Raw genomic sequence first — 22,054 nt, forward strand, 5'->3', positions numbered from 1 at the left:
ACGTTGATATCCCTGCGTCATGCACCGCTCCACGCTTCGCTGTTGATGCGCGCGCTGGATTCGCGCGGCGTCTGGCGTGTGCGGGCCAGGTGCTCCATGGCCGGCTCGATGACTTCGGCGAGCTTGTGGAAGGCCGGGTCGATGTCGTCCTCGGGCACGCAAGCGTAGCCCAGCAGCAACCCCTGTCGCGCCCGTTCCTCGTCGCAGTAGTAGCGCGACAGCGGGCGCGCCGACAGACCTTGCGTACGCGCAGCCATGCTGATGCCGAGGTCGTCGGCACCTGGCGGCAGGTGCATCACCAGATGAAGGCCGGCCTCGTGCGTGGAAGTGGGCCAGTCCTGACCGAAGCGCGCGGCGATGGCCTCGCGCAGCAAGCCCTGCCGCTGCGCATAGCGCAGGCGCATGCGGCGCAGGTGGGTAGCGTAGTGGCCTTCCTCGATAAAGTCCGCCAGCACCGCCTGCTGCATCAGCTGGCCCTCACGGAACAACTCCGACAGGCCGGTGGCGAAATGCGGCGCCAGCGGCTTGGGCAGCACCATGAAGCCCTTGCGCAGCCCTGGAAAGAGCGTCTTGGAGAAGGTCCCCATGTAGATGACCCGGTCGTGCTCGTCCAGGCCCTGCAGCGAAGCCAGCGGGCGGCCCTCGAAGCGGAACTCGCTGTCGTAGTCGTCCTCCACGATCCAGGCGCCCCGCTGGCGCGCGTATTCCAGCAGCATGCGCCGGCGCGTCAGGCTCATCACCGTGCCGAGGGGGTACTGGTGCGAAGGCGTGGCGAAGATAAAGCGGGGCGGGTTCTGCAGCGTCGCCGCATCCGGCGCAATGCCTTCGTCGTCCACCGGCACGGGGATCACGTCTACGCCCGCATTGGTCAGCAGGCTGCGCGTGCCCCAGTAGCCCGGGTCTTCCATCCATGCCTTGTCGCCCGGATCGGCCAGCAGGCGCGCGATCAGGTCGATGGCCTGGTGGATGCCGGTGGTCAGGATGATCTGCTCCGGCTCGCAACGCACCGAACGCGCCAGCCGCAGGTGCTCGGCCAGCACGCGCCGCAGCGGCATATAGCCGCCGTGGTGGGCATAGGTCAGCAACTCCGGGCGGGGGTTGCGCCAGTGCTTGTTCAGCAGCCGTGCCCAGATCGCGTGCGGGAACAGCGAGACATCGGGCACGCCCGCCATGAAGGCGCCCCACTGCCGATCCGACGCGCCGGCGTTGGACACCAGATGCATGCCGCGCCGCGACAGATCAAAGCGGTTTGCGTTTTGTTGCACTGCGGGCACAGACGTGGTGCCAATCCGGGCACCGGGCTGGTGCAATGCACGATGGTCGGGAAAAGTCTGCGAGACAAAGGTGCCACGTCCGGTCGATGCCGTGACATAACCTTCCGCCAGCAACTGTTCGTACGCGTACAAAACGGTATTGCGGGAAACCCCTATCTCCGTCGCGAGCATCCGCGATGCCGGCAGCTTGCCGCCTGCGGTGATAGAGCCAGCAAGGATTTCCTGCCGAATCAGCTCATAGAGCTGGCGATTCATATGCGTCCCGTTACGCTCCGCCTGCATCCCTGCCGGACGCTCCAGCCGCTGCAGCAACAGCTCGGACAGAATCATTTCTTTCAAAATGGCTCCAGCAAATATCGTGGACATGGACCTATGTATGGTACCAACGATCGTTTAATTTTCCATCCGTGGTCAGCGTCATCGCGCAGGTTTTGTTGGTGATGCCCGATGCGTCCCTCGTGCGTCCGCACATGCGTCCCCCATGCCAGGAGTTTTCATGTCAGGTTTTGAATCCTTCGCGACAAGCCCGCCCTCCGGTCAGGCCGCGGTGCCGACTACCAGTGAACTCGCGGAAGCCGTGCGCGCGCTGCTGCCCTATATGGTCCGGACGCTGTCCGGCTTCGTGGCGGCCAGAAGCCCGTCGGGCGAAGAACAGCCCGCGGCGGACTTCATCGAAGCGGCACTGGTCGACCTGGGCCTGGTTTCCGAGCGCATCGCACTCCGTACCGAGGATATCCGCCACCTGCCGATGTATTCGCCGGCGTGCTGCCCGGACGGCGGCCGCTACAACCTGCTGGCCACGCACCGACCCAGCCGCAAGGGCGGCCGCTCGGTGCTGTTCAACGGGCATCTCGACGTGGTGCCGACCGGGCCGGCGTCGATGTGGAGCCAGCCCCCGTTTGCGCCGGTGGTGAAGGACGGCTGGCTCTACGGCCGCGGCGCCGGCGACATGAAGGGCGGCATCGTGTGCGCGCTGGCTGCGTTCAAGGCGCTCGCGAGCCTGGGCCTGCAGCCGGCGGGGACGGTCGGCTTCAACGCCGTGCTGGAAGAGGAGAGCACCGGGAACGGTGCGCTCGCCACGGTGGCGGCACTGCGCAGCGCGGTCGGTGCCGGCAAGCTGGCGTCCTTCGACACCGTGATCATTCCCGAGCCGCTGGGCGAGAGCCTGATGAGCGCGCAGGTAGGTGTGTTCTGGCTGTTTATCGAACTGACCGGCAAGCCGGCGCACGCGGCCTACATGACCAGCGGCGTCAACCCGGTCGAGGCCGGCATCGCGGTGATGGAAGACCTGCGCCAGCTCGAAGCCGAATGGAACCGCCCCGAGCACCGGCCGGCGGCGTACCGCGACCACGCTCACCCGATCAATTTCAATCTCGGCCAGATCCAGGGCGGCGAGTGGAACTCGTCGGTGCCGTGCACCTGCACGCTGGGGGTGCGCATCGGCTTCTTCCCGAACATGGATATCGACGAGGCCAAGGCCACGGTCGAGGCGCGCATCCGCGCCACGGTGGGGCGCCTGGCCAGCAATCTGGAACTGCGCATCCGCTACGAAGGCTTCCACGCCCCGGGCTGCGAGTTCGATCTCGACGTGCCCAGCATGCAGGCGCTGGGCGAAGCGCACCGCAAGGTTAATGGCGCGCCGATCTGCCGCCAGGCGACCACGGCGACTACCGATGCCCGGCATTTCCGTCTGGGCCTGGAAACGCCGGTGACCTGCTACGGCCCCGAGGCCCGCAATATCCACGGCATCGACGAATCGGTGTCGCTGGAAAGCATGGTGCGAGTGACCACGACGCTGGCCCAGTTCCTGGTGGACTGGTGCGGCGTGGAACCGGCCGGCGACGCGGCCTGAAGAAGCCCCGCGCAAGCACAACCGGCATTGCCATCCCAAAGCTATCACCAAACCGAGCCAAATTGAGGACCTGCCCGATGAACCGAATCACGATGCGCCTGAGCAAGAGCGTATGTTCGATGGCGCTTGCCGCCGTCGGCCTCACGCTGATGCCGCTGGCCCTGCCCGCGGGTAACGCCATCGCCCAGACCAAGGGCGGCACGCTGTCCGGGATCGTCCAGCCCGAGCCGCCGATCCTGGTGAGCGCGATGAACTCGCAGGCGCCGACCCAGTACGTGGCCGGCAAGATCTACCAGGGCCTGCTGACCTACAGCCCCGACCTGAAGCCGCAGCCGGAACTGGCCAAGTCGTGGACCATCTCGCCGGACGGGCTGACCTATACCTTCGAGTTGCAGAAGGGCGTGAAGTGGCATGACGGCAAGCCGTTCACCTCCGCCGACGTGGTGTTCTCGATCGACAAGATGCTGCGCGACGTGCACGTGCGCACGCGTGCGGTGATCAACAAGTACATGGCTTCGATCCGCGCCGTCAACGACAGCACGGTCGAGATCAAGCTGAAGGAGCCGTTCCCGCCGTTTATCTCGATGTTCGAGACCGGCACCATGCCGATGATGCCAAAGCACATTTACGATGGCACCGACTACCGCAACAACCCGGCCAACCAGAAACCGGTCGGCACTGGCCCCTTCATGTTCAAGGAGTGGAAGAAGGGCGCCTATATCAAGCTGGCGAAGAACCCCAACTACTGGAAGCCGGGCAAGCCTTACCTGGATGAGCTGGTGTTCTACGTGATCCCGGATTCGGCCTCGCGCGCGGTGGCTTTCGAGAAGGGCGACGTGCAGGTGCTGCGAGGCGGCGATGTCGACAACGTCGACGTCAAGCGCCTGCGCGCGCTGCCGAACGTGGAGTACACCACCAAGGGCTGGGAAATGTTCTCGCCGATGGCGAGCATGCTGCTCAACGAGCGCAAGCCCCCGTTCGACAACGTGAAGGTGCGCCAGGCGGTGATGCATGCGCTCAACCGCAAGATGATCGTCAACAATATCTTCTTCGGCATGGGCAAGCCGGCGGTCAGCCCGTTCTCGTCGACCACGCTGTTCTTCGACAAGAATATGCCCGAGTACGACTTCAACCTGAAGAAGGCGCGCGAGCTGGTCAGGACGTCGGGCGTGGACGTGGGCAAGTACCCGGTCAAGATCCTGTCGACCTCGTACGGCGCCAACTGGGACCGCCTGGACGAGTACGTCAAGCAGATGCTCGAGCAGCTCGGCTTCAAGGTCAGCATCGAGTCGGCCGACGCCGGTACCTGGTCGGCGCGCGTCAGCAACTGGGACTTCGACCTGACTTCCACCTACACCTACCAGTACGGCGATCCCGCGCTCGGCGTGGAACGGCTCTACGTGACGCGCAATATCGTCAAGGGCACGCCGTTCGCAAACGTGCAGGGCTACAGCAACCCGAAAGCTGACGAGCTGTGGGCCAGGGCGGGATCGACCCTGGATACGGCGGAGCGCCAGAAGCTGTACAGCGAGCTGCAGAAGATCCTGGTCACCGAGGTCGCCAACGCCAACCTGTTCGAGGTGGAGTTCCCCACGCTGTATCGCAAGCATGTCAAGAACCTCGTGACGACTGCCATCGGCCTGAACGAGTCCTTCGACAACGTCTCGATCGAGAAGAACTGAACGAGACCAGCGCCACTGCCCGTGCCTGAACCGGCGCGGGCAGCCAGTCATCAAGCCTGAAAACCGCTGCCATCGCCGCGCCCTGCAAGGGAACGGCGAGGGGCAGCTGCATCCCAGTGCCGCGCTCGCCAGCCCGGCCGCCAGCGTGGAGCAAGCCGTGAACTTTCTATCCTTCCTTGGCGCCCGTCTCGGAAAGGCCGTCGTGGTCGTCCTTGGCGTGGTCGTCATCAATTTCTTCCTGATCCGGATGGCGCCGGGCGACCCGGCCACCGTGATGGCGGGCGAAGCCGGTGCCGGCGACGCCGCCTTCGTCAACCAGCTGCGCGAGCAGTTCGGTCTGGACCAGCCCGTACTGACCCAGCTTGGCATCTACCTCAAGGGCGTGGCCCAGCTTGACCTGGGCTACTCCTACCGCAACCACCTGCCGGTGCTGGACCTGATCCTCGACCGGCTGCCCGCGACCTTCCTGCTGATGAGCGGCGCCTTCGTCTTTTCCATCGTGCTGGGCGTGCTGCTCGGCGTGATCGCGGCGCGCACCCGCTACGAGAACCGCCGCCGCTGGATCGACAGCGCGGTGATGTCGGGCGCGTTGCTGCTGTATGCCACGCCGCTGTTCTGGCTCTCGCTGATGGCCATCATCCTGTTCTCGGTGGTGCTGGGCTGGCTGCCCGCCTTCGGCATGGAGACCATCGGCGCCGGCTATTCCGGCCTGGCCCGTGTCAAGGACGTGGCGCTGCACATGATCCTGCCGACGGTGTCGCTGGGCTGCTTCTTCATGGCCGTGTACGTGCGCCTGACGCGCGCTTCCATGCTGGAAGTGATGGGCATGGACTACGTGAAGACCGCGCGCGCGAAGGGCGTGCCCGCCGGCCGCGTGATCCGCGTGCACGTGCTGCGCAACGCGCTGCTGCCGGTGATCACCTTCGCCGGCATCCAGCTGGGCCAGATGGCCGGCGGCGCGGTGCTGACCGAAACCGTGTTCTCGTGGCCGGGCATCGGCCGCCTGATGTTCGATGCGTTGCTGCAGCGCGATTACCAGCTGCTGCTCGGCATCTTCTTCGTGACCTCGGCGCTGGTGGTGTTCTTCAACCTGGTGACTGACGTGATCTACCGCTTTATCGACCCCCGCATCGCGGCGCGCGGCAACGGAGCCACCGCATGAAAGCCTTCCTGCAACGTTATTGCCGCAACTATGGCGCCGTGATCGGCCTGCTGGTGCTGCTGGCAGTGTTGGCGCTTGCGGTGCTTGCGCCCGTCTTTTACGAGGAGTCGCCGTGGCTGATGGTGGCGGAGCCGCTGGTGCAGCCGTTCACCGACCCGGCGCTTCCGTTCGGCACCGACATGCTGGGCCGCGACATCACCGCCGGCATGCTGTACGGCGCCCGCGTCTCGCTGCTGGTTGGCGTGATCTCCACCGCGGTGGCGCTCGCCGTGGGCATCGCCGTAGGCGCGGTGGCCGGCTATTGCGGCGGCCGCATCGACGATGCGCTGATGCGCATCACCGAGTTCTTCCAGACCATCCCGCAGCTGGCGATGGCCGTGGTCATCGTGGCGATCTTCAACCCGTCGATCTATTCCATCGTCGCTGCCATCTCGGTGGTGTCGTGGCCGCCGGTGGCGCGCCTGGTGCGCGGCGAGTTCCTTTCGCTCAAGCAGCGCGAATTCGTGCAGGCCGCGGTGGTGATCGGGCAAAGGCCCGTGCGCATCATCGCCACGCAGATTCTGCCCAACGCCATGTCGCCGATCATCGTGTCCGCCTCGTTCATGGTTGCCACCGCGATCCTGACCGAATCCGCGCTCGCCTTCCTGGGCCTGGGCGACCGCAACATGATGAGCTGGGGTTTCATGATCGGCGCCGCGCGCACCATGATCCGCGAAGCCTGGTGGATGAGCGTGTGGCCGGGCGTGGCCATCCTGCTCACGGTGCTGTCGATCAACCTGATCGGCGAGGGCCTGAACGACGCCATGAACCCGCAGCTGCGCCGCCGCGGCGAGTGAGCGCTCCATCCGGACCAGCAAAGGAAAACTGTGATGAAAGCCAGCGATCAAGCGCCCCTGCTGTCAATCCGCGATCTCTCGATCGCACTGCCCGCGGGCGGCGACCGGCCCTACGCCGTACGGGATATCTCCTATGACCTGGATGCCGGCGAGATCCTCTGCATCGTCGGCGAGTCGGGTTCCGGAAAGTCGATGAGCGCCAACGCCATCATGGGCCTGCTGCCGGCCTACCTCAAGCCCGAGCAGGGCCGGATCCTGTTCAAGGGCCGGGACCTGCTGACGCAGGACGAAGCCACACTGCTCGGCATGCGCGGCAAGGACATGGCCATGGTGTTCCAGGAGCCGCTGTCGGCCCTGAACCCTGTGATGACAGTGGGCGACCAGATCGCCGAGGTCATGCGTGTGCATAGCGCCTGCCCGGGCGAGGCCCGTGCGCGCCGCGTGCTCGAGCTGCTGGAGTTCGTCGGCCTGCCGGATCCGGCCACACTGATGCATGCCTATCCGTTCCGCTTGTCGGGCGGCCAGCGCCAGCGCGTGGTGATCGCCATGGCGCTCGCGCTCGAACCAGCGCTGCTGATCGCTGACGAACCCACCACCGCGCTTGACGTCACCACGCAGGCGCAGATCCTGGACCTGATCCGGCGCATCCAGGCCGAGAAGGGCATGGGCGTGATGTTCGTCACCCACGACTTCGGTGTGGTCGCCGAGATCGCCGATCGCGTGGCGGTGATGGAGAAGGGCGTGCTGGTCGAGATGGGCAGTGCCGACCAGGTGCTCAACCGCCCGCAGCACCCCTATACCCGGCGCCTGATCGGCGCGGTGCCGCACGGCCGCGCCGCCGAGCGCGCGCGCAGCCAGGCAGAGACGGTGCTTGAGGTGCGCGATCTGCGCAAGACCTATGTCAACGGCGGTGGCCTGTTCACCAGGAAGCGCGTGGTGCATGCGGTGGACGGTGTTAGCTTCACGGTGCGCCGCGGTGAAACGCTGGGCATCGTCGGCGAGTCGGGGTCGGGCAAATCCACCATCGGCAAATGCCTGTTGCGCTTGACCGATATCGACGGTGGCGCGCTGCTGTTCGACGGCCAGGATATCGCCAGGCTGTCCGAGCGACAGTTCCGCCCGCTGCGCCGCGACGTCCAGATGATCTTCCAGGATCCGTTCGCCTCGCTCAATCCGCGCCATACCGTCGGACGCATCATCACCGACGGCCCGGTCGCCAACGGCGTGCCGCTGTCTGCCGCCCAGGCGCGGGCGCGCGAGCTGCTGCAACTGGTGGGGCTGGAGGCATCCGCCTACGACCGCTATCCCAACCAGTTTTCCGGCGGCCAGCGCCAGCGCATCGGTATCGCACGGGCCCTGGCGCTCGAACCGAAGCTGCTGGTGGCCGACGAGTCGGTGTCGGCACTCGATGTCTCGGTGCAGGCGCAGGTGCTGGAGCTGCTGGCCGAACTGCAGAAGCGCCTGAACATCGGGCTGATCTTCATTACCCATGACCTGCGCGTCGCCGCGCAGATCTGCCACCACGTGATCGTGATGCACAAGGGCCGCGTGGTGGAGTCCGGCCCGCCGGGGCAGATCTTCGACGCCCCGCAGCACGCCTATACCCAGCGCCTGATCGGCGCGATTCCCGGCAAGGAATGGGACCCCACACTGATCCGCGCCGCCGCCTGAGCGGCGTGGATCCATACCGCCGCCACAGCAAGGACAACTGGAGAGAATGGATGAAGAACGCCGAACTGGTTCGCCGCAAGGACGCCGCCACGCCGCGCGGCGTGGGCGTCATGTGCAATTTCTACGCCGAGCGCGCGCTGAATTCGGAAATCTGGGACGTCGAGGGCAAGCGCTATATCGACTTCGCCGCAGGCATCGCCGTGCTCAACACCGGCCACCGCCATCCGCGCCTGGTCGAGGCGATTGAGAAGCAGCTGGCGCGCTTCACCCACACCGCTTACCAGATCGTGCCCTACGCCAGCTATATCGAGCTGGCCGAGAAGATCAACCAGCGCGCGCCGGGCCGCTTTGCCAAGAAGACCGCCTTCTTCACCACCGGCGCCGAGGCGGTGGAGAACGCCATCAAGATTGCCCGCGCCGCCACTGGCCGGCCTGGCGTGATCGCCTTCTCCGGCGGCTTCCACGGCCGCACCATGATGGGCATGGCGCTGACCGGCAAGGTCGCGCCGTACAAGATCGGCTTCGGCCCCTTCCCGGGCGAGGTCTATCACGCGCCGTACCCGTGCGCGCTGCACGGCATCAGCGCCGAGGACTCGCTCAAGGCACTGCAGCACCTGTTCAAGGCGGACATCGATCCCAAGCGCGTGGCGGCGGTCATCTTCGAGCCGGTGCAGGGCGAAGGCGGATTCAACGTCGCGCCCGCCACGTTCGTGCGCGCACTGCGCGCGCTCTGCGACGAGCAGGGCATCCTGCTGATCGCCGATGAAGTGCAGACCGGCTTCGGCCGCACCGGCAAGCTGTTTGCGATGGAACACTACGACGTCGCGCCGGATATGACGACCATGGCAAAGAGCCTGGCGGGCGGCATGCCGCTGTCGGCGGTGTGCGGCCGTGCCGAGGTCATGGACGCCCCCGCGCCCGGCGGGCTGGGCGGCACCTATGCCGGCAACCCGCTGGCGGTGGCGTCGGCGCTGGCGGTGCTGGATGTGCTCGAAGGCGAAAAGCTGATCGGGCGCGGCGCCGACCTGGGTCAGCGCCTGATGACACGCCTGGAGAGCCTGCGTCCGCGCGTGCCGCAGATTGCCGAAGTGCGCGGCGTCGGCGCGATGGTGGCGGTGGAATTCCGCCAGGCCGACGGCAGCCCCGATCCCGACTTTACGCGCACGGTGCAGAACCGCGCGCTGGAAAAGGGCCTGCTGCTGCTTTCGTGCGGCGTGTACGGCAACGTGATTCGCTTCCTGTTCCCGCTGACGATCCAGGACGAAGTGATGAACGAAGGCCTGGACATCCTGGCCGAGGCACTGACGCGCTGACGCGTCCACCCCTATCGACACCAACGAGGCTTCTCATGCAACTCAAGGACTCCGGCCTGCTGCGCGCGCAGGCCTATATCGCTGGCAGCTGGCAGGACGCCGACAGCGGTGCCACCTTCGCTGTCACCGATCCCGCCAACGGCGCACAGGTCGGCACCGTGCCCGCCATGGGCGTGGCCGAAACGCGCCGCGCCATCGAAGCCGCGCAGGCGGCACAGGCCGGCTGGCGCCGCAAGACCGCGCGTGAGCGCGGCGCGGTGCTGCGCGCCTGGTACGAACTGATGCTGGCGCACGCCGACGATCTCGCGCTGTTGATGACGACCGAGCAAGGCAAGCCGGTGGCCGAAGCCAGGGGCGAAGTCGTCTATGCCGCCTCCTTCCTGGAATGGTTCGCCGAGGAAGCCAAGCGCGTCAGCGGCGATGTGCTGGCCACGCCCGCCAACGACAAGCGGCTGGTGGTGGTCAAGGAGCCGGTGGGCGTGTGCGCGGCGATCACGCCCTGGAACTTCCCGCTCGCCATGATCACCCGCAAGGCCGGCCCAGCGTTGGCAGCCGGCTGTGCCATGGTGCTCAAGCCGGCTGAAGACACGCCGCTGTCGGCGCTCGCGCTGGCAGTGCTGGCCGAGCGTGCCGGGCTGCCGGCGGGCCTGTTCAGCGTGATCACGGGCGACGCGATTGCCATCGGCGGCGAACTCACCGCCAACCCGGTGGTGCGCAAGCTCAGCTTCACCGGCTCGACCGAGGTGGGCCGCATCCTGATGCGGCAGTCCGCCGACACCATCAAGAAGCTCTCTCTCGAACTCGGCGGCAACGCGCCTTTCCTCGTGTTCGACGACGCCGACCTCGATGCGGCGGTGGAGGGCGCCATCGCCTCCAAGTACCGCAACGCCGGGCAGACCTGCGTCTGCGCCAACCGGCTCTATGTCCACGACAAGGTCTATGACGCGTTCGCTGAAAAACTGGTGGCTGCGGTCGCAAAGCTGAAGGTCGGCCACGGCGTCGAGCCGGGCGTATTGCAAGGCCCGCTGATCAACGAGGATGCGGTGGCCAAGGTCGCGTCGCATATCGCCGACGCGCTCGGCAAGGGTGCGCGCCTCCTGGCCGGCGGCAAGCGCCACGCGCTGGGCGGTACATTCTTCGAGCCGACCGTGCTGGCCGACGTGACCCCTGCGATGCGCGTGGCCAGAGAGGAAACCTTCGGCCCGCTGGCGCCGCTGTTCCGCTTTTCCACCGATGACGAAGCGATCGCGATGGCCAACGATACCGAATTCGGCCTGGCTTCGTATTTCTACAGCCGCGACATCGGCCGCGTGTGGCGCGTGGCCGAGGCGCTCGAGTACGGCATGGTCGGTATCAACACCGGCCTGATCTCCAATGAGGTGGCGCCGTTTGGCGGCGTCAAGCAGTCGGGCCTGGGCCGCGAGGGCTCGAAGTACGGCCTCGACGAATACCTGGAGATCAAATACCTGTGCATGGGCGGGGTGGACCGGTGAGCGCGGCGCAAGAGCGTCCCAAGGCAGTCGGCACCGTGCAGGTCGACAACGAGCGCGTGATCGTGACCGAGTGGCGCTTCGCGCCCGGCGCCGAGACCGGCCAGCATCGCCACGGCTTCGACTACGTGGTGGTGCCGATGACCACCGGCGCGCTGCGCCTGCAGACGTCGGCCGGCGAGGCCACCAGCCAGCTGGTCGCCGGCCAGGCCTACTACCGTCCGGCCGGCGTCGAGCACAACGTCATCAATGCCCACGACGGCGAATGCGTGTTCGTGGAAATCGAGATCAAGCCGGCGGCCGGCGCCGCGGGCGGAGGAAGTTGCCAGTGAGCCAAGCGAATCCCAGCCTGCGCGACCATTCCACCCTGCGCGAGCGCAGTGGCGGCCAGATACTGGTCGAGCAGTTGCGCATCCAGGGCGTGCGGCGCGTGTTCCTGGTGCCGGGCGAGAGCTACCTGCCCTGCATCGACGCGCTGTACGACCACCAGGACGCGATCACCCCCATCGTCTGCCGCCAGGAAAGCGGCGCCGGCTATATGGCCGAAGCCCTCGGCAAGCTGACCGGCGAGCCAGGCGTGTGCTTCGTCACGCGCGGCCCGGGCGCCACCAACGCCAGCATCGCCGTGCATACCGCGTTCCAGGACTCCACGCCGATGATCCTGTTCGTGGGCCAGGTGGGCAACGACTTCTACGAGCGCGAAGCGTTCCAGGAAATCGACTACCGCCGCATGTTCGGCCAGATGGCTAAATGGGTCGCGCAGATCGACCGCACCGACCGCATCCCCGAGTTCATCGCGCGTGCCTTCGCGGTGGCTACCGGCGGACGGCCCGGCCCTGTGGTGCTGGCGCTGCCCGAGGACACGCTGTGGGGCAATGCCACCGTGGCCGACATGCCGCGCTATGTACGCAGTCATGCCGCCCCCGCGCCGCAGGCGCTGGCGTCGCTGACCGCCATGCTGGAACAGGCCGAGCGTCCTTTCCTGATGATCGGCGGCTCCGGCTGGACCCCCGCGGCGATGCGGCAGATGGAAGGCTTTGCCGAGCGCTTCGGCCTGCCGGTGGGGCTGGCATGGCGCCGGCTGGAGTGCTTTGACAACCACCATCCCAACTATGCCGGCCACGTCGGCTGGGGCATGGGCGAGGCGTTGCGCGCGCGCATCCGCGAGTCCGACCTGCTGATCGCCGTGGGCACGCGCATGGGCGAGGCCACCACCGAGGGCTATACCGTGGTGGAGAGTCCGCTGCCGCGCCAGCGGCTGGTGCATGTGTATCCCGATCCCGAGGAACTGGGCCGCGTATTCCGTGCGGAAGTGCCCATTGTCGCGGACGTGGTGTCGTTCGCGGCCGCGGTGGACGGGCTGCGTCCGGCGCGGGAGCCCAACCGCGCGGCACTGGTGGAGCGCGCGCGGCGCGATTATCTCGACAGCCAGAAGGCGCAGCCTGCGCCCGGTTCGCTGAACCTGAACCTGGCCGCCTGCCACGTGCGCGAGCGCCTGCCCGAGGATGCCTGCATCACCGTCGGCGCCGGCAACTACGCAGTCTTCCCGCACACCTATTACCGCTACAAGGGCCTGGGCACCAGCCTTGCGCCCACCGTGGGCTCGATGGGCTACGGGCTGCCGGCCGCCATCTCGGCCAAGCTGGAGCACCCGCAACGCACCGTGGTCTGCTATGCGGGCGACGGCTGCTTCCAGATGAACCTGCAGGAGCTGGGCGTAGCCATGCAGTACCGCCTCGGCATCGTGGTGCTGGTGTTCAACAACGGCATCTGGGGCACGATCCGCGCCCACCAGGAACGGGAGTTTCCCGGCCGGACCATCGCGCTTGGCTTCGAGAACCCGGAGTTCGCCGAACTGGCGCGCGCTTACCGCGGCTACGGAGAGGTGGTGGCCGGCGACGCCGAGTTCGGCCCCGCGCTGGACCGCGCGCTCGATTTCGCCAACACCCACAGCATGCCGGCGCTGCTGGAGCTGCGCTACGACCCGGACGGCATCGCTCCCGGCATGACCCTCTCCGGCATCCGTGCGGCGGCGCTGGCGCGCCAGGCGGCAGCTTGAGCCGGGATTCTCTTCACAACCATATCCAGACCATGCGTGCCTTCTTCTCGGATGAACAGTTGCTGCACCAGCCCCGCCAGTTCATGCGCGCGGGCCGGTTGTGCGAGCCGACCGACGTGCCGGCCCGGGCAGCGGCACTGCAACGCGCGCTGGCGGCGCGCGGTATCGAACTGGCGATACCGCCCGACTGCGGGCGCGCGCCGCTGGAAGCGGTGCACAGTCCGGCCTATCTCGACTTTCTCGCCAGCGCTTACGCGCGCTGGCAGGAACTGGCGCGTCCCGGCTTCGAGCCCGGCATCGAGGTGCTGCCCAATCTTTCGCCGTATCACAACGGCACGCTGGGGGACCCGCGCCGCCCGGTGTGCCCCACCGACTCGGTGATCGCCCAGGCCGGCTTCTATCTCGGCGACCTGAGTTGCCCGCTTGGCCCGGACAGCTGGCGCTCGATCCTGCGCGGCGCGCACAGCGCGGTAGCTGCAGCGCGCCATGTGTGTGAGCGGCAGGAGGGCGCCGGCATGGCCTACGCGCTGTGCCGCCCCTCCGGCCACCACGCCCACAGCGATCGCGCGGCAGGCTTCTGCTACGTCAACAACGCGGCCATCGCGGCGCAGACCCTCCTCGCCCGCTTCGGCAAGGTGGCGGTGCTCGACGTCGACGCCCACCATGGCGACGGCACGCAGCAGATCTTCTATCACCGCTCCGACGTCATGACGATCTCGCTGCACGCCGATCCGGCCGGCTACTACCCGTTCTACACCGGCTATGCCAATGAACGGGGCTATGGCGCGGGCTATGGCTACAACCTCAACTTCCCGCTGCCGCACGGCAGCGGCGACGCCCAGTTCCTGCATGCGCTGGAGGGCGCGCTCGACGCGCTGCGCGACTACCGTCCGCAGGCGGTGGTGCTGGCGCTGGGCTTCGATACCTACGAGAACGATCCCATCAGCGTGCTGAAGGTGAGCATGGACGGCTACCGCGGCATCGGCGAGCGCATCCATGCGCTGGGCCTGCCCACCGTGGTGGTGCAGGAGGGCGGCTACGAGGTCGATGCCATCGGGCGCGGCCTGGACGCGTTCCTGGGGGGCTTCGCGCCGGCCACGGCATAAGCCCGCGGGCGACATCACCAATACTGGAGAACAGCAATGACTGGCAAGATCGCCATCAACGGCCAGCCAGCGAAATGCAGCTGGCTTTTCGCTCTGATTTCGTTTCCGGCACAGGCCGGCGCGACGGCTTGTACGGCGCAATCAATAGACTAGGATTGCAATCTATCAAATCGAGTCGGGGCAACCTCTGTTCGCTTCTATTACTCGGGTTTCCACGCCCGCCTTCGGCGCCCTGCGCCGCGAGCGCGGCAACGATGCGTTGGTATTCGGCCCTTGCGACATCGCGCACGCTGCCATGGCATAACTCTTCATAGATAACCTGATGCACCACCTCACGGTCGGCCTCGTCCGTAAAAGTTGGCCGCGGCAGCTATTACAGCTTCCCTTCCATCGACTTCCGCTCCAGCCAGATCTCCTGCACGAACGGGTCCGTGACGCCGTAAATGCCGTGGCCCTTGCGCATGATCAGGTTCGTCGCCATCAGTTCATTGACCACCGGCTGTGCCTCTTCGATGCGGACTTCGCGTCCGATGGCGGCGGAGTACGCGGCGGCGGATTCGGCCGAGAACAGGCCGCGGGCGTCGCCGTCGGAGGAAGCGATGCGGTCGAAGATTGCGGTGGCTAGCCCGCCCAACTGTTCGAGCTTCATCAGTTCGAGGTCCGCGGCGGTGGAGCGCAGCGTGTTGGCGATAACCGGCAGGTATTCGTCCGGATCGCTGCCAGCCGGCAGGTGGAAGTGCAATTGGCGCAAGGCCTTGATCATCTCTTCGGGCCGGCTGCCCAGCGCACGGAACGCCTGGATGGCGACATCGAGCGAGGGCAGGGCGCTGAACCCCTCTGCCGACAGGCGTTCCAGCAGGTAGGCGACATAGTCTTCGCCGAGCACCGGATAGGAAACTGAAGTGGCGCCGGCAAAGGCCTGGTTGCGGCGTGCCGTCAGTTCGCCTACCAGCGCCCGGTGCGACCCAGTGCCGACAAACAGAAAGTACCCGGGCGTGCCGGGGCGCGGATTGATGGCGTCACGCGCGGCCTTGAGCGCGAGCAGCATCCGGTTGCCCTCCTCGGAGGTGATGGCGTGCTGCACCTCGTCGACGATCAGCACCACGTTGGTCTTCGCCTTGTCGACGACTTCAGCTAAAGCCTGCGCCAGGGTGGCCCCGCCGGGCTCGCCCAAGCTGTCCAGCTTGAAGCCGAACTTGAAGCCGAAACCGCCGATGTCCGCCCCGGCAACACGCTTCAGGTGCTTGAGCGCTGCGGAGCCGGGCTGCTCCAGCTCGGTGAGGGTTCTTTTCACCGCTGCCAGGATCAGGGCGGCAGGGCTGCGCTGCGTGTCGCTCCAGAGATCGACGTAGATCACGATCGCGCCGTCGGCTTCCAGCGCCGGCACCAGGTCATTGATCAGAAACGTGGTCTTGCCGGTGCGCCGCAGCCCCGACAGGAACAGGCCGGAGCGCAAGCCTTCATCCAGGACCCCGGGGTGCAGTAGTTGCCGAGCCATCTGGTCGGCCAGAGCAGGACGGCGGTAGATATTGGTCATGACGCACTTAAGGTGAATTATGGGCTGGCAATAATTATAGCCCAGCCATAATTTTCCCTAAACCGGTCCAGTCCTGTCGTTGCTACTGTCCAGAAAGTGCGCCAAGGGGCTCTCTGAGTAACCTAGTAACCTAGATGGCGTTGTGCTCGCCGACTGCCGCGACAAAATCTTCACCTTCGGGCAGTCCCAACGAAAACTTCACCGGAAAATTCACGGCGATCCCATTCTCGCCAGCCACCTGCCGCACCACCCGCCGTGCTTGCACATGCGCATCCGCAAACAACGCCGTCGCGCCCAGGACTGGCGAAAACGGAATATCCAGCGGCCCGAAAAACGCTTCCCAGCCCGCCAGGTCCCGCGTGCGGAATACCGCCGCCATCAGCGCATTGACCTCGAGCTTATGGCCGTACCGCCCCGCGCGCGTGGCAAAACGCGGATCGCGCAGTGCGGGAAACTCGTCCCCCAGCGCTTCGCACAGGTTGACCCAGAACTTGTTCTCCAGGATGCCCATCGCCAGATGCCGGCCATCGCGGGTCTCGAACAAGTCGTTCTCCGGCATCACAGTCGGCGACTCGTGGGACGTGGCTTCATAGCCTCGCGCGGCCCATGCGCCATGCGCGGTCCACGACAGGATCGCATCATGGATCGACACATCCAGATGCTGCCCGCGCCCATGCTGCCGCGCACTCATAATGGCGACGGCGAGTGACAGGGCGGCATAGCCGGAAGCGGCATAGTCCGATACCCGCACACGCGGACGCGACACCTTGTCATGCACTTGCACCGGTGTCGCCCAGTACCCGGCCAGCGCCAGGTAGTTGAGGTCATGACCGGCATGGCTGGCATAAGGGCCAGTCTGGCCGAAGCCGGAGACCGAGCACAGCACGAGGGCCGGATTGACTGCCGCCAGCGCTTCGTAGCCCAGTCCCAGCCGCGCCATCACGCCGGGCCGGAACCCTTCCACCACGGCATCCGCATTGCGCACCAGCTCAAGAAAGGCTTCGCGGCCGGCATCGGTCTTCAGGTCGAGCGCGAACGAGCGCTTGCCACGGTTGAATTGCGCGAACACAGACGCACCAAGCTGCCGAGCGGTATCGCCCGTGCCCGGCTGCTCGACCTTGACCACATCGGCGCCCAACTGCCTCAGCAGGCTGCACGCGTGGGGTCCAGGCAGAAGCTGGCTGATATCGATGATAGTGACGTCCTTCAGGCAGGACCATTCTGGTTTCATGGGGTAATCCCGGTTTCGATATAGCGGGGTCAACCAAGGTCGCCGATCATGCCGATCGACTTCATCAGCTCGCCATAACGGGCGTGGTCCCTGGCGACCATGGTGCCGAACTGTGCCGGCGACGCGCTGCGGCGCAATTCGCCGGCGTTGGCCTTGAGCTGCGCATCGAAGACGCCGGCGGTCTGCAGCGCGCTGACGGCGGCGTGGAGTTTCTGCGTCAGTTCCGCGGGGAAATTGGCCGGCGCGAACAGGCCGCTCCAGTTGTCGATGACAAAGCCGGGCGGCAGCGCCTCGGCCATGGTGGGCACCTCGGGATAAAACGGCGAGCGTGCCGCCGCGGTGACGGCCAGTACGCGGATCTGCCCGTTGCGCACGTATTGCGTGGCGGTGCCGAGCACCGGCATGCCGAACTGGGTCTGGCCGGTCAGCATCGCGGTGATGATTTCCGGCGCGCCCTTGTAGGGGATATGCACGGCTTCGCAGCCCGCCTGGTGCAGCATGGTCTCCACCGCCAGATGGGCGATGCTGCCTTTGCCGCCGGACCCGTAGTTGAACTTGCCGGGCGCCTTCTTCATCGCGGCGACCAGTTCGCCGGCGGTCTTGTACGGCGACGAGGCGGGCACGACCAGCGCGGTCGGGCCGCCGGACAGCGCAGTGATCGGCGTGAAGTCGCGTGCCGGGTCATACGGCATCTTGCGGTACATATGCACGTTGATCACGTGCGTGTTGGCGAGGATCCCGAGCGTATAGCCGTCGGGCGCCGCGCGGCGCAGCGCGCTGGCGCCGATGATGCCGCCGGCGCCCGGCATGTTCTCGACTACCACCGGCTGGCCGAGCTTGCTGCCAAGCTCGGCCGACAGCGTACGGGCGACGTTATCCGGCGTGCTGCCGGCGATAAAGGGAACGATCAGCCGGATCGGGCGGCTGGGGTAAGTCGCGGCGGCGCGCGCGGGCAGCAGCAGGCTGCCCAGCGCGGCAGCGCCAGCGGTGGCAAGCCAGTCTCGGCGGTTCATGCGTTGTCTCCGTGGTCTTGTCGTCTTGTCGTCATGCCGGCGGCGACCGTGCCGCCGGCACAATCAGGCGCTCTGCTGCAGCGGTTCCAGAATAGCGCGCGCGATGGTATTGCGCTGGATCTCGCTGGTGCCGGTGAAGATGCGGAACATGCGCAGCTTGCGGAAGGTCTGCTCGACCGGATGGCCGCGCGTGACGCCCACGTTGCCGTGGATCTGCACCGCCTTGTCGGCCACTTCGAAGCAGCGCTCCGACACGAACAGCTTGCACGCCGCCGCTTTCATGCGCAGGTCGGCGCCGGCATCGGCCAGCTCGGCCGTGTGCGCGATCATGCTTTCGCAGGCCCACAGCGCCGCGGCCATGTCGGCCAGCATGTGCTGGATCGCCTGGAAACGTGCGATCGGGCCGCCGAACTGGCGCCGCTCGCCGGCGTATTCCACCGACGACTCATAGGCACGCATGGCCAGCCCCAGCATCGACGGGCAGTGCAGCAAACGGTTCACGTTGATGCGCGACATGCCGAGCTTGAAGCCGTTGCCCTCGCCGCCAAAGATATTCGCGCGCGGCACGCGCACGTTGTCGAAGCGGATATCGCCGTCGATATGCTGGCCCGACATCGGCACGTATTCATGGGTCACCGTCACGCCCGGCAGGTCCAGGTCGACCAGCACCGCACTGATGGCAGGCGGTGTCGTGCTGGCACCGGTCACGCACATCACGATGGCAAAGTCCGCGAACGGTGCGCCGCTGATGTAGTGCTTGCCGCCGTTGATGACGAGGACGTCGCCGTCGGGCACCGCCGACGTCCTGATGCTTTGCGCATCAGAGCCGGAGTGTGTTTCCGTCAGCGCGAAGCAGGTCGATTTCTCGCCGCGGATCACCGGCTCGAAGTACTGCTTCAGTTGCGCGGGCGTGGCGTACTTGAGCATATTGCCGACGCGCGGCGGTCCGCCCAGGTCGCCAAGCACGTGCGCGGCCAGCGTTGAGCCGCTGGCGGCCAGGTCGGCCTTGAGCGCGCATTGCTCCTGGATGTTGAGGCCCTTGCCGCCCAGCGTCGTCGGCAGGCAGGCGGCATAGAAGCCCAGTTCGTAGGAACGGCGCCAGACCTTGCGCAGCACATCGCGCGGCCAGGGATCCTCGGAGCCGAGGCCGAGCTCCTGTTCCAGCGGGCGCAGCTCTTCGTCGATAAAGCGGCGGATACCGGCGCGGGTTTCCACCAGCACGGGATTGGTCAGGTGATCGAACATGGCGGGTTCCTCAGTTGACGCGGCGACCGACGCCTTGCCAGTAGCGTTCGCGCACGATCTTGCGGGCCAGCTTGCCGCTGGCGTTCTTGGGCAGCTCGGCGACAAAGTCGACCGAGCGCGGCGATTTGTAGTCGGCGATGCGTTCGCGGCAATGCGCGATCAGTTGCTGCGCGGTGGCTTCGCGCCCGGGCCGCAGCGTGACCACGGCCTTGACGCTCTCGCCCCAGGTATCGTCCGGCACGCTGATCACGCAGGCCTCCAGCACGTCGGGGTGCTGGTACAGCGTGGCTTCCACCTCGGTCGGGTACACGTTGAAGCCGCCGGAGATAATCATGTCCTTCTTGCGGTCGACCAGGTACAGGTAGCCGGCCTCATCCATGCGCGCCATGTCGCCGGTGTGCAACCAGCTGTCGACGATGGTTTCGGCGGTCAGCGCGGGCTCGCCCCAGTAGCCCTGGAACACGTCTTCGCCGCGGATCACCAGTTCGCCGATGTCGCCGACCGCTACCTCGCGGCCTTGCTCGTCGACCACGCGCACTTCGGTCTCGCCCAGCGCGCGGCCGCACGAGGCCAGGCGGTCGGGATGATGGGCGATGGCCTCGGCGTGGTCGGCGGTCGACAGACGCGTGACGCCGGAGGTCGATTCGCTGGCGCCATAGCCCTGCGACAGGATTGGCCCGATGCGCTCCCACGCCTCGCGGATGCGCGCCGGCGCCATCGGCGCGGCGCCGTAGGCAAGGGTCTTCAGGCTGGACAGGTCGGCCTGCGCCAGCGTCGGCTCGGCCAGCAGCATATTGATCATTGCCGGCACCATGAACACGTGCGTGATGCGCAGCCGCGCCACCTCGGCCAGGAAGTGCGCGGGCTCGAATTTCTCGAACAGCACCAGCGTGGCGCCGAGGTAGAGGTAGGGCTGCATCAGCATGCCGGACGCATGCGTGACCGGGCCGATCAGCGCGAGCCGGTCGCCGGGGCGCGCGGGGCGGTCCATGCCCGCGACCATCTTGCGCAGCGCCGCCATGCGGTTGCCGTAGCTCTGCATCGCGGCCTTGATCTTGCCGGTCGAGCCCGACGAGAAGTGCAGCACCGCCAGGTCGCTTGCAGCGGGGAGGATGTCGGGCAGAGAGGTGCCGGCGTTGGCCAGCAGCGACTCATATTCGACATAGCCGGGCGGCGTGTCGCAGATGGCGATAAAGGTCTCGATGCTGCCGAAGCCCGGCGTGGTGCGCGAGTAGCCGCTATAGCCCGGTCCGGCGATCAGCACGCGCGGCGTGCAGTTCTCCACGACATCGGTGGCTTCGCCGGCGGTGAAGCGCGGGTTGAGCGCGGCCTTGACCAGGCCGGCCTTGTAAAGCGCGCATTCCAGCTCGACAAGTTCCGGACGGTTGCGCGACTGCACCGCCACGCGGTCGCCGCGCTGCAGGCCGAGTGCCAGCAGCGCATTGGCCAGCCGGGTCGAGCGCTCGTCCAGCTCGCGGTAAGTCACCACCTGGTCCTGGTAAAGGATGGCAGGCTGGTCGCCCCAATAACGCGCGGCGCGGCGCAAGAAATACGCGAAACCCATGCTGTCTCCGTTGATGCGATGGTTTTGTTGGACTGCCTTGCACCGTAGTCTGTAAGATGGCTGGCATCACCACAATGCAGCATTGGCTATAAAGCCATAACCGTTGGGAATGTGATGCAATGGAGACGCGGGACCTCGAATACATCCTGGCCGTGGCGGCGTATGGCGGCATCGGCCGCGCGGCGGACGCGCTGGGAATCAGCCAGCCGGCACTGACCAAGGCGGTGCAGCGCGTGGAGTCGCAGGCCGGTCTGCCGCTGTTCGAGCGCACCGCCAACGGCATGACCGCTACCTATGCCGGCACGCGCTTCCTGGAGCGCGCGCGGCGCATCCGGCTGGAGTACGAGGACGGTATCAAGGAGATGCTCGGTATCCGCACCGGCGAGCAGGGCGTGTTGCGGGTGGGCTATTCGCCGTCGATCCCGGGCAGCGTGATCCTCGGCGCCTGCCGCCAGCTGATGCGTGAGCGGCCGGTGGCCCGGCTGCGGCTGCGCCGCCGGCTGGCGCGCGACCTGCTGGACCTGCTGGCGGCGGGGGAGCTCGATGTGGCGGTGGCGCCCGCGCCGGCGCAGGCATCGGGGGATTTCGCGGTCGAGCCGCTGTTCGACGACCGGCTGATGGTGGTGGCGGACGAGGGCCATGCGCTGCTGCGGCGGCGCAAGCTGCGGCTGGCCGACCTGGCGGACCAGGAATGGCTGCTGCCCGAAGCGCATATCACGCTGCGCCAGAAGGTCGATGCCGCCTTCCGCCAGCGCGGCCTGCCCGAGCCGAAGCTGCGCGTCGAGATCGACTTCGGCAGCACCTCGCTGTTCGCGCTGATGCAGGGCACGCAGATGCTGAGCATCGCCAACGAAGGCGGCGATGCCATGCAGCATGGCCTGCGTGCGCTGCCGCTGGGGGTGGAGGAACTGGATTTGCGCCGGCAGGTCGGGGTGATTTCCCGCGCCGGCGCCTACCTGTCGCCGCTGGCGCAGCGGCTGACCGCGCTGCTGCGCGAGCACAGCCGCTGACGCGCGGCG

Annotated in this window: 17 protein-coding genes; 11 read left to right on the forward strand and 6 right to left on the reverse strand. The window is 66.8% G+C overall.

Annotation, left to right across the window (positions count from 1 at the left end):
• Positions 1–17 precede the first annotated feature (17 nt).
• Entirely contained in the window at positions 18–1,613 is a 1,596-nt protein-coding gene (pdxR, locus tag AB1I47_RS04030; protein WP_354682488.1) for a MocR-like pyridoxine biosynthesis transcription factor PdxR, read from the reverse strand.
• Positions 1,614–1,770: 157 nt separating this feature from the next.
• Between pdxR and AB1I47_RS04035 the strand changes: the two genes are divergently transcribed.
• From AB1I47_RS04035 to AB1I47_RS04080, 10 genes are all read left to right on the forward strand, one after another.
• Positions 1,771–3,126, forward strand: a complete 1,356-nt coding sequence (locus tag AB1I47_RS04035) for an ArgE/DapE family deacylase (RefSeq protein ID WP_354682489.1) — start codon at positions 1,771–1,773, stop codon at positions 3,124–3,126.
• Between the two features lie 77 nt (positions 3,127–3,203).
• Positions 3,204–4,808 carry an ABC transporter substrate-binding protein gene (locus tag AB1I47_RS04040; RefSeq protein ID WP_354682490.1) on the forward strand — a complete coding sequence of 535 codons (1,605 nt, stop codon included), beginning with the start codon at positions 3,204–3,206 and terminating at the stop codon, positions 4,806–4,808.
• Between the two features lie 157 nt (positions 4,809–4,965).
• Complete coding sequence (locus AB1I47_RS04045) at positions 4,966–5,970, forward strand: ABC transporter permease (protein WP_354682491.1); 1,005 nt, start codon at positions 4,966–4,968, stop codon at positions 5,968–5,970.
• Positions 5,967–6,806 carry an ABC transporter permease gene (locus AB1I47_RS04050; RefSeq protein ID WP_354682492.1) on the forward strand — a complete coding sequence of 280 codons (840 nt, stop codon included), beginning with the start codon at positions 5,967–5,969 and terminating at the stop codon, positions 6,804–6,806. The genes AB1I47_RS04045 and AB1I47_RS04050 overlap by 4 nt, the downstream gene beginning before the upstream one ends.
• 33 nt (positions 6,807–6,839) lie before the next feature.
• Positions 6,840–8,477: an ABC transporter ATP-binding protein gene (locus AB1I47_RS04055; protein WP_354682493.1), complete on the forward strand. Its 1,638-nt coding sequence runs from the start codon at positions 6,840–6,842 to the stop codon at positions 8,475–8,477.
• Between the two features lie 50 nt (positions 8,478–8,527).
• A complete protein-coding gene (gene gabT, locus AB1I47_RS04060) occupies positions 8,528–9,790 on the forward strand; it encodes a 4-aminobutyrate--2-oxoglutarate transaminase (protein ID WP_354682494.1) in 1,263 nt (420 codons plus the stop codon).
• A gap of 35 nt (positions 9,791–9,825) precedes the next feature.
• Complete coding sequence (gene gabD, locus AB1I47_RS04065) at positions 9,826–11,283, forward strand: NADP-dependent succinate-semialdehyde dehydrogenase (protein WP_354682495.1); 1,458 nt, start codon at positions 9,826–9,828, stop codon at positions 11,281–11,283.
• Positions 11,280–11,612 carry a cupin domain-containing protein gene (locus tag AB1I47_RS04070; RefSeq protein WP_354682496.1) on the forward strand — a complete coding sequence of 111 codons (333 nt, stop codon included), beginning with the start codon at positions 11,280–11,282 and terminating at the stop codon, positions 11,610–11,612. The genes gabD and AB1I47_RS04070 overlap by 4 nt, the downstream gene beginning before the upstream one ends.
• A complete protein-coding gene (locus tag AB1I47_RS04075; protein ID WP_354682497.1) occupies positions 11,609–13,339 on the forward strand; it encodes a thiamine pyrophosphate-binding protein in 1,731 nt (576 codons plus the stop codon). The genes AB1I47_RS04070 and AB1I47_RS04075 overlap by 4 nt, the downstream gene beginning before the upstream one ends.
• 32 nt (positions 13,340–13,371) lie before the next feature.
• Positions 13,372–14,445: a histone deacetylase family protein gene (locus AB1I47_RS04080; RefSeq protein ID WP_354682530.1), complete on the forward strand. Its 1,074-nt coding sequence runs from the start codon at positions 13,372–13,374 to the stop codon at positions 14,443–14,445.
• A 373-nt stretch (positions 14,446–14,818) separates the two neighbouring features.
• Here the strand turns inward: AB1I47_RS04080 and AB1I47_RS04085 are convergent, their stop codons facing one another.
• From AB1I47_RS04085 to AB1I47_RS04105, 5 genes are all read right to left on the reverse strand, one after another.
• Positions 14,819–15,982 (reverse strand): AAA family ATPase, encoded by a 1,164-nt coding sequence (locus tag AB1I47_RS04085; RefSeq protein WP_354682498.1) that lies wholly within the window; start codon positions 15,980–15,982, stop codon positions 14,819–14,821.
• Positions 15,983–16,112: 130 nt separating this feature from the next.
• Positions 16,113–17,213 carry a CaiB/BaiF CoA transferase family protein gene (locus tag AB1I47_RS04090; RefSeq protein WP_354682499.1) on the reverse strand — a complete coding sequence of 367 codons (1,101 nt, stop codon included), beginning with the start codon at positions 17,211–17,213 and terminating at the stop codon, positions 16,113–16,115.
• Between the two features lie 29 nt (positions 17,214–17,242).
• A complete protein-coding gene (locus AB1I47_RS04095) occupies positions 17,243–18,226 on the reverse strand; it encodes a tripartite tricarboxylate transporter substrate binding protein (RefSeq protein WP_354682500.1) in 984 nt (327 codons plus the stop codon).
• Positions 18,227–18,289: 63 nt separating this feature from the next.
• Positions 18,290–19,471: an acyl-CoA dehydrogenase family protein gene (locus AB1I47_RS04100; RefSeq protein ID WP_354682501.1), complete on the reverse strand. Its 1,182-nt coding sequence runs from the start codon at positions 19,469–19,471 to the stop codon at positions 18,290–18,292.
• Positions 19,472–19,481: 10 nt separating this feature from the next.
• Positions 19,482–21,035 (reverse strand): AMP-binding protein, encoded by a 1,554-nt coding sequence (locus AB1I47_RS04105; RefSeq protein ID WP_354682502.1) that lies wholly within the window; start codon positions 21,033–21,035, stop codon positions 19,482–19,484.
• A 119-nt stretch (positions 21,036–21,154) separates the two neighbouring features.
• Between AB1I47_RS04105 and AB1I47_RS04110 the strand changes: the two genes are divergently transcribed.
• Positions 21,155–22,045: a LysR family transcriptional regulator gene (locus AB1I47_RS04110; RefSeq protein ID WP_354682503.1), complete on the forward strand. Its 891-nt coding sequence runs from the start codon at positions 21,155–21,157 to the stop codon at positions 22,043–22,045.
• Positions 22,046–22,054: the final 9 nt, after the last annotated feature.

This window comes from Cupriavidus necator (assembly GCF_040578825.1).
Taxonomy (GTDB): domain Bacteria; phylum Pseudomonadota; class Gammaproteobacteria; order Burkholderiales; family Burkholderiaceae; genus Cupriavidus; species Cupriavidus necator_E.

What these genes read in the sequence shown, in the direction of transcription:
- AB1I47_RS04085 (WP_354682498.1), bottom strand. Translation starts at nt 15,982, where the DNA reads ATGACCAATATCTACCGCCGTCCTGCTCTGGCCGACCAGATGGCTCGG.
- AB1I47_RS04090 (WP_354682499.1), bottom strand. Translation starts at nt 17,213, where the DNA reads ATGAAACCAGAATGGTCCTGCCTGAAGGACGTCACTATCATCGATATC.
- gabD (WP_354682495.1), top strand. Translation starts at nt 9,826, where the DNA reads ATGCAACTCAAGGACTCCGGCCTGCTGCGCGCGCAGGCCTATATCGCT.
- gabT (WP_354682494.1), top strand. Translation starts at nt 8,528, where the DNA reads ATGAAGAACGCCGAACTGGTTCGCCGCAAGGACGCCGCCACGCCGCGC.
- AB1I47_RS04100 (WP_354682501.1), bottom strand. Translation starts at nt 19,471, where the DNA reads ATGTTCGATCACCTGACCAATCCCGTGCTGGTGGAAACCCGCGCCGGT.
- AB1I47_RS04050 (WP_354682492.1), top strand. Translation starts at nt 5,967, where the DNA reads ATGAAAGCCTTCCTGCAACGTTATTGCCGCAACTATGGCGCCGTGATC.
- AB1I47_RS04105 (WP_354682502.1), bottom strand. Translation starts at nt 21,035, where the DNA reads ATGGGTTTCGCGTATTTCTTGCGCCGCGCCGCGCGTTATTGGGGCGAC.
- AB1I47_RS04110 (WP_354682503.1), top strand. Translation starts at nt 21,155, where the DNA reads ATGGAGACGCGGGACCTCGAATACATCCTGGCCGTGGCGGCGTATGGC.
- AB1I47_RS04035 (WP_354682489.1), top strand. Translation starts at nt 1,771, where the DNA reads ATGTCAGGTTTTGAATCCTTCGCGACAAGCCCGCCCTCCGGTCAGGCC.
- AB1I47_RS04095 (WP_354682500.1), bottom strand. Translation starts at nt 18,226, where the DNA reads ATGAACCGCCGAGACTGGCTTGCCACCGCTGGCGCTGCCGCGCTGGGC.
- AB1I47_RS04080 (WP_354682530.1), top strand. Translation starts at nt 13,372, where the DNA reads ATGCGTGCCTTCTTCTCGGATGAACAGTTGCTGCACCAGCCCCGCCAG.
- AB1I47_RS04040 (WP_354682490.1), top strand. Translation starts at nt 3,204, where the DNA reads ATGAACCGAATCACGATGCGCCTGAGCAAGAGCGTATGTTCGATGGCG.
- AB1I47_RS04055 (WP_354682493.1), top strand. Translation starts at nt 6,840, where the DNA reads ATGAAAGCCAGCGATCAAGCGCCCCTGCTGTCAATCCGCGATCTCTCG.